This is a genomic window from Polaromonas sp. OV174 (genome assembly GCF_900112285.1).
In the GTDB taxonomy this organism is placed as follows: domain Bacteria; phylum Pseudomonadota; class Gammaproteobacteria; order Burkholderiales; family Burkholderiaceae_C; genus Polaromonas.
The window spans coordinates 149557-161734 of sequence record NZ_FOKZ01000010.1 but is presented as its reverse complement, the minus strand read 5'-3'; the positions used below and the strand labels follow the sequence as shown (position 1 = coordinate 161734).

The following is a 12178-nucleotide window of genomic DNA, read 5'->3' as shown; positions in this document are numbered from 1 at the left end:
CAGCAAAAGAGAAAACTGATTGAGCAGGGCTTTGGCTGGGCCAAAACGGTGGGACGGATGCGGCAGGTCATGGTGCGCGGGCTTGAGCGGGTCGATCAGATGTTTGTGCTGACGATGGCCGCGTACAACTTGACGCGTATGCGCACCTTGGGACAAATCCGTCTGCAGGCGCAGTGAGGGGTGAAAAAAACGGCAGCAGAGCTTCAAACCAATAACAAAAGCTCAAAAAAGCACTGGAATCTCAAAATATGAAACAGAACCGCAAAAATAAACCGCTTCGAGTCAGCTGCTGCGCTGGCGCAGTGAGTATTTCAGCAGCCTGCTAGAGCAGATATTGCAACCCACTGGCGACCAGGCCCACGAGGTTGATGTTGGCGATGTTGGAGTTGTTGTCGGCGGCCATCACACCCAATGACGCCTGGGTAAACTGCCCAGACTGGATAGTGCCGATCCAATAGGCGAGATCTGCGGCGCCGGGGGCGACACCGGTCAGGTTCTGGTACAACAGGGTCACTTCGGCCGCATTGGAATAGCCCGCGCCTAGCCGGGCGTTAAGGGCCAGCGCCATCAGATCCTGGTAGCTCATGCCGCCATCGAGCAGTTGCAGGCCGATGCCCGCGTAGGCCTGGTTAACCACCTCCGCCTTGCCGAACACAGCGCCTAGGACCTTCGCCGTGACGCCGGCGCTGCCGCCGATATCGATGGCCACCAAGGTGTCCGAAAACCGCAACCGCTCGACCGAAGTCAGCGAATCAGTGCCGTCGCGCCCGGCGCTGCGGTCCGTCACCGTGCTCACCCCCGGGGTGAGCGCCAGCGCGTAGCCGCTGCGCGCTCCGCTGTAAAAAGCGGTGTCGATGCCGCCGCCGCCGTCGATGACATCGTTGCCGCCGCCGCCCATCAGGCTGTTGTTGGCGCTGTTGCCATACAGCGTGTCCGCGCCATTGCCGCCGACAGCGTTCTCAATCGTCACGCCAAAGGCAATACCCAGGTTGTTGACGCCGGTGTAGGTCGGCGTCGTGCCACCGGTGTAGCCGGGCGGCAGCGGATCCGACACCATGCTGATGCTGCTGTACGTGCCGGGATTCAGGTTGATGACGCTGCCGAGCGAGAAGTTGGCGATCGAAATTGTGTCGTTGCCGCCGGCGTCCCAGATCGTCCTGAAAAACGGCGTGGACGGGTCGAAGCCGTAAGTGTCGTTGCCCGCGTGCCAGGTCATGTTGGCGCCGTAAAGCGCCTGAATGGCGGCAATGTCCAGAATCATCGGCGTGTCGGGTTGAACCTCAAGGTAGTTGAACTTGGGCAGGCCGGCCCCGTACGTCACCTGGCGAAACAGGTTGTCGGTGATCGAGGTATACGACATGACCGTTTCGCGGTTGTTGTCCAGCGAAGCGGGCAGAAAAGGCGAACTTTCGCCGCCACCGCCGACGTTGTAGTTGCCCGGGTGCTTGAGGCCCAGCGCATGCCCCAGCTCATGCATCATCGCCATGAAGTTATAGCGGCCCGGCGACCAGTCGCCTTGCGTCGCAGCCGACGCCCCCGTGTTGAGCCAGACATCGCCGCTACTGGCAAACCCTGCGGTCGGCTCGTAAGCATGACCCCAAACGCCGGCGCCGCCGGCCGAGCTGAAGGCAATGCGGATATCGCCCACCGTGCTGCCGCTGCTGGTTTCCGCCACCTCCTGGAAAGACAAGCCCGACACATGGGCCCAGGCCTGCAGCGCGTCTCGCGCCGCCTGCATCTGCACACCATTCAGGCCAAAGCGCTGGGCCGCCGAGGGCTCGTTCAGCGCGCTGTAAACGCCACCATTGAAACCCGACCAGCTGGCCGATGCGGCGCTGGTCCAGGGAAAGCTGTAATACAGGAAGTTGCCACCGCCCGGCACGCTGCCAGCCCAGCGCGTGCCGCCCAGCAGGGCATCGACCAGCAGATTGTGGGTGGCCGGAAAAACTTCAACCGCGTGGCTGGTGGTGGAGTTGGGAGCGCTCATAGTCCGTCACGATAAACGACGGGCGCGGCCCAGGCAAGAGCCCGCCACGACCTCGCCGTCACGCAGGCCACCGACCAGCCGCTGGCGAACCTGGGGCTGGCATTGTCGAAGCAGGTCAGGCCGCTGCTGAGTTCGCCCGCCAGCCGGATGCGGTTTTCCACATCTAGGTATTCGGTGGTGATGCGCTGAAGCCCGGCCATGCTTGAAAGGTCGAGCCAGCTCAGAACAAATTGCCGAAGCTGATGGTGCCGCTGCGGTTCAAAAACTCCAGATCCAGATCGCCCGCCGGCAGCGGTGCCGGGGCGACCGCCTTGGCACGGGCCTGCGCCAGCTGGCCCAGCAGCGGCAAATGCTGCATAGCCAGCAGCTGGCAATAAGCCACGGCCAGTGCCCCGGCCCGGGCCAGCGCCTGCAAGGCCTCGCCGGTCAGCTGGTTCAAGGCCGCTTCATCGATCTGGAACAGGCCCTCGATGCGCTGCTCGCCAGCGTCGGTCTTGACGGTAATCGGCCAGGGACGAATCAGCTTGTGCTGGGCCAGGGCCGCACAGGCCAGCGCCGCAGCGGCACGGCCCTGCCCGGTCTGGGTCAGGAAGTTCAGGACGTCCAGCGTCGCCTGGGCGGGCTGGCCGTCATCGTTGAAGAAGCGCTCGCCCGCCGGGCCGCCGGTGACCAAACCGCTTTCCTCGTCAACGCAAAGTACTTGCTGCCCCTCTTCGGTTTGCGCAAGGCGAAAGGGCAGGCTGCGAAACGCCGCCGGAATGTAGGAGCCCGCCCAGCGGCCATCGGCACCGACCCACAGATTGCTGCCGGCTTGCAGACCGAGCACGGCCACCGGAATAAAAGCGCCGTCCTGCTCGGTGAAGGCCAGCGGCAGGCTCATCGTCGCCTTGGGCAGCTCGGCGGCCGCCAACGGTATCACCGCCTCATGGGCGGCAAAGGCGTAGCTGGTGTAGCGCTGCCAGCGCTGGTTGGCATGGCGTTCACGGGAAATCACTTGGAAGTTGGGCATACCGCTCCTTGGGTTTGGGGGTTTCCTGAACGCACGCCAGCCAGTGCATGCGCTCAAGAAAAATCCCCGCGCCCTCTTGGAGGAGGACGCGGGGAGGTCAGGCACTCAGACCTTGCTGGCCGTCTTACGCGGGGCGCGGGGCTTTTTAGGCTGGGCGGCTACGGCACCTGCAGTTTCTGCGGGGGCGGCTGGCGCCTTGATCTCGGCCATCAGCGCATTGACGTAGGCGTTGCGGGCGGTCTGGGCAATGGCTTGCTGCTGCTGCAGGCGGGCCAGTTCGGCATCGACCACCTGGACATTCACCACTTGGGCACGCGCCGCCTCAGAAAGCTTGGCCGAGGCGTAATTAGTGCCATTGAGGGTGACATATTCCGGTAAAGACATTTTTTCTCCGTCGTAAGTAGGTATACAGGTATGCAGGCATGCAGATATGAATGAAGGTTTTCAAGTCGGGCAGCCCGCTGGGCCTATTTTCTCAGCAAACCACGCCCGCCCCGAGCCCCTGGCTGCCGTGTTTGCACTCAAGGCCCGTCGTTCATGCCAAGCCTTGGCCCACACGCCAAAAACAGCGATGGCGACCTCCGAGGCTAGATACCTGCTTGCTATTAATAGAGTAGCATCTTACGCCCGTAGCCACTTGGCTTAGGACCATATTGACTCAAAACCTCAACACTTCAGCGCCCAGGCTGACCGACTTGGTGCGGCGCCAGCCGGCCGCTTCGCTGACGGCAGCCTCTGTCGGCCCAGGTCCTGCGGCTCAGCCGATCAAACGGGAAGCAGCGCCAGCACCTTCACGGCAAGTCATGAGCCCAGCAGCAGCACCCAGCCAGACCCGCTCCCAACATCCGACAGGCCCACCACAGTCACCACCACGTCATACGCTTGCGCCTGGACAGGCACGTTCTGGTCAACATGGCGCGCGCCATTCAGCGTGAATCCAAACGGGTCAAGGTCTCGGACGTCAGCAAGCGTGGCTGAGCCGCCGTGGAACGTGATGGTTTCTGGCAGGTTCATGGCTATCTTTGTGGCATGGAGGACATGCGATGGGGTCATGACGTGATCAATTCACATTGACAATGCACAGCAAAATTCCGGTTCTGGAATGGAAGGTGGTGCCCATGGCGGGAATCGGACCCGCGACCTCTCCCTTACCAAGGGAGTGCTCTGCCACTGAGCCACATGGGCGATTTTTGCTTTCTCTGAAGGCACTGAATGCCCCAGCCCCCGACGTCAAAGCGTCGGGGGTTCCGATTATCAACCGAATATGTTCAGCCGCTGCGTCAGCCACAGCACCACCGTGGATTGCGCGCCAACCTCGCCCGACAGACGGAAGCGGTCTTCGGTGGTGATGCGTTGCAGTTCGGCCATGGCGACCGCTCAGAACAGGTTCATGGCGATCTTGGTGGCATGGATGGTTGCAGCGGGGTCAAGAGGTGGTATTTGCACCTTGCCGCTGCGCAGCAGACGTGCGGCTTTTGCAGGGAGTGTCGGTGGGCTGCACCAGCTTACCGCTGCTCATGGGTACAAAAACACCTTGTAGGCTTGCGCCAAGAGCCAATCCTCGGGCGTGGTGAGTTTGATATCCGTTTTTTCGCCGACGACTGCATGAAGGCGGCGCCCTGCATCCAGCCACAATTGGCCAATGGACTGTTGCTGGTGGCCGCTGCTGCGCGCGTCCTGGACGACCTCCAGCAACGGCTCACGCAGAAAAACCTGCGGCCCATGAAACAACGCCATGTTCTTCGCTGGAGCATGTTCGACCACCCAGCCATCGCTCAAGCGCGCCACCGGCACCTCCATTGGCAAGAAGGCCGCTGCCGCGCCATGCAGCATGGCCGCATGGGTCACGGCCTGTGCAAGTTTCAGGCTGACAAATGGACGTGCGGCGTCTTGGATCAGCACATATTGACCGCCACTGGCCTCGACCAGCAGGGTGATCGAGGCTTGGCGCGTCGCCCCGCCTTCAATCAGACGGATGGACAGGCCGTAACGCTGGCGCATGGCCTGAGCGTGCGCCATGTCCGCCGCTGCCACGGCAACCACCACCTCATCGGCGATGCGTTCGAGTTTCTGCGCCAGCCAGACCAGCGCCGGGCGGCCCTCCAATTCCAGCCAGGCCTTTGGCCCCATTCCCAGCCGAACCCCCTGGCCTGCGGCCGGGATCAAAGCCGACAAGCGACTAATGCGTGCTCCCCCGCGGGGGGTGCCTCGTTTGCCAGCTGCTGCTGCACCTGCAACAGCAAGGCATCATCGGGCAGGTGGCGCAGGCTCTGGGAGGTCAGGGCGGCAGCCTTTTGCAGCCGCCCTTGGAGCCAGGCTTCATAAATGCGCGAGAACGCATAGCACTGTGTCAGCACGGCAAAGCCGCGCAGGTTGTGCGCGGCAATCACGGTATCGAAGTCGGGGTCGGGTGTGCGCCAGTCGGGGCCATATAGGGCCGCCAGCCAGGCCTCGGGATCGGTCACGGTCCAGACGGTGCCCTGGGGTTGCGGCTGCTGGTGCAAGTGCAACACAGGGAATTGCGTCACACGCTGCCAGTCGGCCGGTACGCCCTGCAACCAGAAGCCGCCCAGCGCCGCGCCGCTGCCCGTTTCGGCCACTAAGCCGCACAGGTCCAGCGACAGGCCCTGCCCGTCGCACAGCATCACGGGATTGACCATGCCCTGAGGCGCGGCGGCACGCTGCCAGCCGCTGTTCAGCAGCAAGGAGGTGGCCGTCTGCATCTGGGCAAAAGGCAGGCCAATGTCCAGGTCCTTGTCAAAGGGCAGCAAGCGGCCCTCGCGCACCAGGCCAAGCAAGGTGCCCGCGGTGGCAAAGGCATGGATTCCGGCGCCCGCCAACTGCGCCAGCACCTGCCACAAGCGCTGCTCGGCGGCGGCGCTGTCAAAGCTTGGAGGCGGTGGTGATGCCGCCATACGCAGCGGCGCACGGCATTGCGACTGCAGTGCGCCGCGGTAGTGCTGCATGGCCACCGGCAAATCGCCCAGCAGGTGCAGGCTGCCGCCAGCCGCCGCCAGGGCCAGACCGTCGTGCGGAGCCAAAGCCAGCGCAGCGCGGTAGTGTGCCAGAGCCTGCGCGTGCTGGCCGGTGGCACTAAGCACGGCGCCTTGCAGGCGTGGCACCACGGCTTGCTGCGGGTAGGCTTGGGCCAGCTGCTGCAGCGCGGCCCAGGCCTGCGCTGCCTGGCCCGCTTGCAGCCATTTTCGCACCTGGGCGCAACCGACATCCAGCGTCACCGCCTGCGACCTGCCATTCTAAATTTCGATATTTTTGACACCATCAGATTAGTTGAGAAATTCAGCCAGATGCGCTTTCCACGTGTCCGGCTGGTAATAGGTCAAATGGCCACAAGACTGCCTTGTCGCCGGGACCAGAACGAAGCGCGCATCGGGCAAGCGCTTGAGCGCGGTATCCAGCTCGCTGATTTCCGGACGGCAAATCTCGTCACCCGTGAAATTGATGGCCAACACCCTGGTCGTGATCTTCTCCAAATCCGGTGACGGATCGAAATCATGCGTCGCCTCCAGGATATAGAGTAAATCGTTGGCATCATGCTGGGCCACTGTCTTGATGAGTTGTTCGTAGTACTGGTCTGCCGCGTGGCGGTTGGGCGCCAGATCCTGGAGTTGCTGCACACCGTGGGCCAGCAATATGAGCAAGGGGGCCGTGTAAAGATAACTGGTGGGTGGCTTGGTGTAATTTCCGTCTTCCCAGCTTGGATCATGGCGAATCGCTTCGATGATCATGCGGCGGATGATCCAGTTTCTCCCGCCCAAGGCCAGCGGATAGGCACCCATCGGTACCAGGCGTGCGCTCGATTCAGGGTACATCTGCCCCCACAGCCAGGCCAGCATGGCCCCCAACGAAGTGCCCATCACCAGTTGCAGCTGGCGTATGCCCAGCCCTTGCGAGACCAGCAGATGCAGGACATTGACCATATCCCGGCAGCGGTAGCGGGGGAATCGCGTGCGCAAACCGTCGCTGGGCTTGCTCGATTGCCCATGACCGATCAAGTCGGGCAGGATGATGAAATACCGCGATGCATCCAGCGGTTGCCCAGGCCCGAACAGTTCACTGCCCAACGGTTCAGACAACCAATGCAGGCGATTGCCCGTCGACGAATGCAGCAGAAGTACGGCATTGCAGATTTGTCCGGCTGCATCGTACTGTGGGGTGCCCAGGGTCGAATAGTGCAGCCGCAAGTCAGAAATACTTTCGCCCGATTCAAAGCCAAAATTCTTGATGTTGCACACCCCACCAGCACCGCCATTGATAACATCAGCGCCCGTCAAAGTCGTTCCCGTGGCACCAGCGTCCAAAATGTAGCCATTGAACGTGTCGTTGCCGGCGGTGCCGGTCAGGTTGTCCACACCCGTAGTGAGCATGGGAGGTCGCCCCCTTGAAACCCGCGCTAATACTGGCTTCGCACGGTATGGCTTTTATATCTCAGCAAAATTCATGAGATGAAGAGCCCCCACTCTTCAGAAAACCGGCTGCACACTGGAAGGCCATGTGAATCTCAGGCATCTCAGCATATCAGTGAGCCCCCACGAATAAGCTTTGCGATGAATCCAGCACCCATGAAAAACCCCGCCAATGCGGGGTTGCTGCTGGTAAAAACAGGGGCCTAAAGACCAAGCTCACTGTGTGAGCCAACGCGTACAAGTTGAAGCGTGTCGGCATCAGGCTTTCTATATATCAGCACCATGTCGGGCTTGATATGACAGTCCCGATGGTCCGCCCATTCTCCGGTCAGTGCATGGTCGTGATAACGCGCAGGCAATGCAACATCCTTGACAAGGAAATCCACCGTCTCTTGCAGCATCTCTGCAAACGACTGCCGATAACGCCCTTTTGTTTCCCTCTTGAAATCCCTCTTGAATTGACTGGTGTAGTCAATCGTCCGCATTCAAGTCCGCCATCAAATCATTGACTGAGTTGAACGACTTGAGCTTGCCGCTGCGTGCCTCTTTCATCGCAGCGATGGTCTCAGCGTTAGGCACCAGGGGCTCAAAGGGGAGTTGCTTTTCCCGAGCAATGCGGGTGAGCATGATGCGAAAAGCATCTGATACGGTCAGCCCCATGGCGGCCAGCACGATGGCAGCTTCATCTTTAATGTGCTCGTCAATCCGGGCACGAACAACGGCATTCATAGTGGACTCCTATCCAAACTCAATTGAGCTACATTGTAGCCCAACCATCGTTTTCTGCCAAACACTTGGATTGCCCAGAATGCCCCGAAGGAGCGTTGCTCTCCTTCGGGGCAGGCAGAGGTCAACCTAGGCACGCCCATGCCGGACTGGGTCACGGACTCAAGCACGCACGACTGGAACGCTGGGGCAGACATGGGCAGCGGCCACTGGGACAGTGGTGCGGGGAGCTTTGGCGATGACGCCTAGGTGTTTTGCAGGCCCTTGACGTTGCGGATGCTGGCCTGACGCATTGACTTTTCACCTAAAACTGATGATAATATTTTGGTGCGAACGTAATTTCGTGCAATAACATTTTAGGAAAACACTATGACGGCATTAGCGTCGCATACAAACAGCGTCAAGGTCGTTGGCGCGAATGGCCAAATTTCGCTGGGCAAACAGTTTGCCGGACGACAAGTTCTCGTGGAAGAGCAAGAGGCCGGGGTCTGGCTGGTACGCACCGCAACGGTAATCCCAGACAATGAGCGCTGGCTACACGCCCCTGCTGCTGCGTCCGATTTGGGCAATGCACTGGCGTGGGCAGCCCAAAATCCACCGACTGATGCACAACTCGATAACACCCTGAGTCGTTTGTCTCATGGCCAGTAGCCTGCCGGATGCATTGGTTCGGCTTGATTTGAACAACCCGGTGTTTCAGGACAATCTGCTTGGACTGCAAAAAGCTGAGCGGCATGCGGCGCTTGATACGCTGAAAAAAATCCGACAACTGACCTGGGGCCAGCTGTACCGCGACAGCGGGATGAAGTGGGAAAAAATCAGCAGCGTCAAACCGCCTTCTGGGATTGACGCCATCTACTCCCTGCGCATTACCCAGGCCAGGCGCTGCACGGCCTACCGGGAGGGTGACTTCATTCGCTTTTTGACCATCGCCGCTGACCACGACAGCACTTACGGGCGCAAGTAGCTTTAAAAAAGGGTCCCTCTGGACTCAAGTGCTGGACCGAGACTGTTACGCGGGCAGCGCAATACCGAACCGTGCGGGGTCATGCAAAGCGTCGAGCTTGTTTGTCCAGGTTTTACCGCCATAAAAGCGGTGCATTGTTTCGTCCACATAGCGCGTTTTAAACGTGCCGTTCCTGGCCACGGAAACCACACGCATGAGCATGTCGGCGAATTTGCTGTCGTACTCATGAATCACGTAGTCGCCGCGCGCCCAGACGGTCGTGTTGGCGGGGTAAAGGGGCGCGCTGAGGCTGAGGGTCTCGAATGTCAATTGGATGCTCCTGAATGAACGCCGGCTGAAAGATGCCGGCATTCAAGTCAAGCACCCTGGTTTAGCCTTTTTTCAAAAGGGGCCGCAGACTCACCGCCAGGTGGGTCCTGCGGGGCCAGGGCATCCAGCCCGTAGCCCACTGCGGGCGCGGCCCCAGCCACGGCAAACCAGCGCAATGCGGGGAATCAGTAAAAAACCCCGCCGAAGCGGGGTTGGGGTACGCATTGAAGTGCGTCGAGGTTTTTCACATAAAAATGCCAGATGCCTGTTCTGCCGCATTCGCTTTGTCCCGCTTGCTTGTTAGGGCCGATCCAATCTTGACCCCCAGGTGGTCAATTTTGCGTCGGCACTAACAGACTGCCCTCCAAAGGGCAACATCATCAGTCAGCAAGGAGCTCAATCCCAGCCCACTTTGGGCGGCTATCACCTTTTCATCGATGGTCCAGTTTCTGCGCTTTGGTTTGGCACCAGACAGATTCAATGCAAGCTCGACGAACAAGTCCAGAATCTTCCAAGCTGCCCCGAACAGCAGTGGGGTAAGCGCGAGGGCGAGGGAGTTGACCGCATCAGCACTGATCGAGCAATGCAGTCGCATATGAACGATGACACCGCCTTGCTGATCTGGCGAGCGCAGATCAATTTCATCTGTCGACTCATCGCCCACAACAGGGCACACGCGATCAAGCGTCAGGCGCTCAAATAGCGTGGCCTCGTCAAAGTCTTCCACCGTCTGAATCATTGCGAGGCCCTCACCCCACCAGCAACACATTCATCCCCACCATGCTGGCATCCGGCACGCCCACCACGGTGATCACCACATTTTCTTCGTCCGGGTTGCCGAGATGCAAATAAGCACCTTCCCCCAGCGGCAGCCAGCCTATGGATTCGGCAGCAAGGTCGACGAGTAAGTAGATCGCGCCCGGCCATTACGAGAGCTTGATGGTGTCGCCACCTGCCACCACCGGTAGCGCCGCCTTCAGCGCATTTACATACGCATTCCTCGCCGTCTGCATCGCCGCCACCTGCGCCTGCAGTCGGGCGAGCTCCTGGTCCACGAACTGGATGCTCTGCAGTTGTGCCCTGGCTTCAATCGATAGGCTGTCGAGGTCGTAGTCGATGTTGTCAATTTTGATGGAGGGCATCGGTTTGTCCTGTAAGGGTGGATTTCGAATCTGTGTGGCGTGGTGCCAGCGAGCAAGGCGCAGGTTGACCTGCTGTGCGTCCTCGATAACCTCTTCCACACGCGCGGGCTCCTGGTACCAGCGTTTGGAGCGCTGCAGACGACATTGCTGCAGGGCGAGTGTTCGGCCGTGATCGGGGCTGCGGGGTAGCGCGTGGCCGGCACCTTTCAGGGTCCGGCAGATCTGCTCGAACAGCGCTTCAGGCATCGGCGCATCGCGCAGCACCTCTTCGCTCGGCACAAAGGCTTGTGTTCGCGTCATGGACAGCATGTACTGCGTAGCGTCATGCAGCTTGATGCGCCCAGGCTTGCTGACGTTTATCAGCGGACAATGTGGAGCCAGTTTGGGTAATACATGGTTGGGATACACCTCATCGCCCCAGTACCTGCGGGCAATCTGGCGAAAGTGTCCGAAGTCCCGGATGGGGAAAAACTGCGCCTCGTCAAATGGCAGGATTTCCACCTTGGGCTTGGTCGGTGTCACCGTGTCGTTAGCCACGTCGACGTACAGCGTACCCACCTGGAAGGCGTTCTGGAAGTACTGCCCGCGCAGGTCTCCCCAGACCTGGCGAAAAGTACCGCCCGCACGCTGAAAAGCGCGCAAAGCGCGCAGGCCGTTAGCCGCATCTGCGGGTAGGCTCGATTCAGTGACCACCCGTAGACGCTGCTCAACGGCTTGGGCGATTTCCAGACACTGGCCCAGTGGATAGGGCTTGCCCAACTTCACGGGTCGTAGGTGCCTTAACTCAGGGTCCAGTCCGACTCGGACGGCCAGCAGGCAAGCCTCCAACTGTGTCAAGCTTGGTTGCAGATACTTCCTCGTCAGCTCCGCTTCAGCACTGAGGTAAAGAATTCGCGGCTCATTCGGTAGCAAGCCACGGAACCAGATATGTCGGCGCTGCCGCATTAAAAGATCAATCAGCCGATTTTCTTCCAATAGCCGTTGGGGTTCCAAGTAATATTGTGCCCCCAGAAATCACAAAGATCGGCTACTAGTGCATAGTCCTTACCGTACTTATCCATGAACTCCTTGACAGCCCTGTTCGGTCCGCCGTTGAATTCAGCGGAAGCTCCCAGATCATCGACAATGCCATCTTCGATAACGAGAAACTCTCCCTTTTGGATCAAGGGATGGAAGAACTCAATCGCTGCCAAGCAGTGCTCGTAGATGTGACTGGAGTCTTCGATAACCAACCAAGGGCGCGGCAGGCTGGACAGATAATCTGGCGTCAGCGTTGCACCTAAATTACTCGCATCCCCATACAGAAAGTCAATCCTCGGGTCTTGAATCGAAGTAACCTGGTTAATATCAATCGAAACGATCTTGCCCTCGATGCCGTACATCTCGAGCATGTCAGCAAACCACAGCGCACTGCCGCCAAATTTTGAACCAATCTCAATGATCGTTCTTGGCTTTGCATGCCAAACCAGCATCCAGTAAATGGCAAAGTCAAACGGGTTCTTCCACATCGTGCAGCCCTTCCACATGTAATTGTGGGTGCCGCGTTGAATACTTCTCAGATTATCCGGGGCCAAGGCACTACGGAAATTTCTCTCCAACTGATTGCTCATTCTC

17 protein-coding genes and 1 tRNA gene are annotated in these 12178 nt (G+C 59.7%); 3 read left to right on the top strand and 15 right to left on the bottom strand.

The annotated features are described in order from the left end of the window. The coding region (locus BM160_RS11250) for a transposase (RefSeq protein WP_143093233.1) at positions 1-177 on the top strand (177 nt) is incomplete at its 5' end. Positions 178-322: 145 nt separating this feature from the next. Here the strand turns inward: BM160_RS11250 and BM160_RS11245 are convergent. The 11 genes from BM160_RS11245 to BM160_RS11195 form a co-directional block, all read right to left on the bottom strand. After that, entirely contained in the window at positions 323-1987 is a 1665-nt protein-coding gene (locus tag BM160_RS11245) for a M10 family metallopeptidase C-terminal domain-containing protein (RefSeq protein WP_092005020.1), read from the bottom strand. Continuing rightward, a complete protein-coding gene (locus BM160_RS11240) occupies positions 1984-2187 on the bottom strand; it encodes a hypothetical protein (protein WP_092005017.1) in 204 nt (67 codons plus the stop codon). The genes BM160_RS11245 and BM160_RS11240 overlap by 4 nt, the downstream gene beginning before the upstream one ends. A 20-nt stretch (positions 2188-2207) precedes the next feature. Further along, on the bottom strand, positions 2208-2996 hold the full coding sequence (locus BM160_RS11235) for a SapC family protein (protein ID WP_092005014.1): 789 nt from the start codon (positions 2994-2996) through the stop codon (positions 2208-2210). A 105-nt stretch (positions 2997-3101) separates the two neighbouring features. Further along, on the bottom strand, positions 3102-3380 hold the full coding sequence (locus BM160_RS11230) for a DUF6447 family protein (protein ID WP_218156607.1): 279 nt from the start codon (positions 3378-3380) through the stop codon (positions 3102-3104). A 417-nt stretch (positions 3381-3797) separates the two neighbouring features. Further along, positions 3798-4010: a hypothetical protein gene (locus tag BM160_RS11225; RefSeq protein ID WP_092005010.1), complete on the bottom strand. Its 213-nt coding sequence runs from the start codon at positions 4008-4010 to the stop codon at positions 3798-3800. Positions 4011-4106: 96 nt separating this feature from the next. Beyond that, positions 4107-4181: transfer RNA gene (locus tag BM160_RS11220), tRNA-Thr, on the bottom strand. A 330-nt stretch (positions 4182-4511) separates the two neighbouring features. Further along, entirely contained in the window at positions 4512-5126 is a 615-nt protein-coding gene (locus BM160_RS11215; protein ID WP_092005007.1) for an IspD/TarI family cytidylyltransferase, read from the bottom strand. A 32-nt stretch (positions 5127-5158) separates the two neighbouring features. Next, on the bottom strand, positions 5159-6232 hold the full coding sequence (locus BM160_RS11210) for a tetratricopeptide repeat protein (protein WP_092005002.1): 1074 nt from the start codon (positions 6230-6232) through the stop codon (positions 5159-5161). Positions 6233-6280: 48 nt separating this feature from the next. Next, complete coding sequence (locus BM160_RS11205; protein ID WP_177218989.1) at positions 6281-7366, bottom strand: alpha/beta fold hydrolase; 1086 nt, start codon at positions 7364-7366, stop codon at positions 6281-6283. A gap of 257 nt (positions 7367-7623) precedes the next feature. After that, on the bottom strand, positions 7624-7905 hold the full coding sequence (locus BM160_RS11200; RefSeq protein ID WP_092004995.1) for a type II toxin-antitoxin system YafQ family toxin: 282 nt from the start codon (positions 7903-7905) through the stop codon (positions 7624-7626). Continuing rightward, positions 7892-8149 carry a type II toxin-antitoxin system RelB/DinJ family antitoxin gene (locus BM160_RS11195; RefSeq protein ID WP_092004992.1) on the bottom strand — a complete coding sequence of 86 codons (258 nt, stop codon included), beginning with the start codon at positions 8147-8149 and terminating at the stop codon, positions 7892-7894. Before BM160_RS11195 ends, BM160_RS11200 begins: the two co-directional genes overlap by 14 nt. Positions 8150-8515: 366 nt before the next feature. Between BM160_RS11195 and BM160_RS11190 the strand changes: the two genes are divergently transcribed. Then, positions 8516-8797, top strand: coding sequence for a hypothetical protein (locus BM160_RS11190; protein ID WP_092004989.1), 282 nt, complete (start codon positions 8516-8518; stop codon positions 8795-8797). Continuing rightward, positions 8787-9113, top strand: coding sequence for a hypothetical protein (locus BM160_RS11185; RefSeq protein WP_092004987.1), 327 nt, complete (start codon positions 8787-8789; stop codon positions 9111-9113). Before BM160_RS11190 ends, BM160_RS11185 begins: the two co-directional genes overlap by 11 nt. A 45-nt stretch (positions 9114-9158) precedes the next feature. Here the strand turns inward: BM160_RS11185 and BM160_RS11180 are convergent, their stop codons facing one another. The 4 genes from BM160_RS11180 to BM160_RS11165 form a co-directional block, all read right to left on the bottom strand. Next, positions 9159-9422: a hypothetical protein gene (locus BM160_RS11180; RefSeq protein ID WP_143093231.1), complete on the bottom strand. Its 264-nt coding sequence runs from the start codon at positions 9420-9422 to the stop codon at positions 9159-9161. A 349-nt stretch (positions 9423-9771) separates the two neighbouring features. After that, positions 9772-10161: a hypothetical protein gene (locus BM160_RS11175; RefSeq protein WP_092004981.1), complete on the bottom strand. Its 390-nt coding sequence runs from the start codon at positions 10159-10161 to the stop codon at positions 9772-9774. A gap of 187 nt (positions 10162-10348) precedes the next feature. After that, positions 10349-11557: a DUF6447 family protein gene (locus tag BM160_RS22930; RefSeq protein WP_255368830.1), complete on the bottom strand. Its 1209-nt coding sequence runs from the start codon at positions 11555-11557 to the stop codon at positions 10349-10351. After that, positions 11521-12174 (bottom strand): CmcI family methyltransferase, encoded by a 654-nt coding sequence (locus tag BM160_RS11165; RefSeq protein WP_092004975.1) that lies wholly within the window; start codon positions 12172-12174, stop codon positions 11521-11523. Before BM160_RS11165 ends, BM160_RS22930 begins: the two co-directional genes overlap by 37 nt. Between the last annotated feature and the right edge of the window lie 4 nt (positions 12175-12178).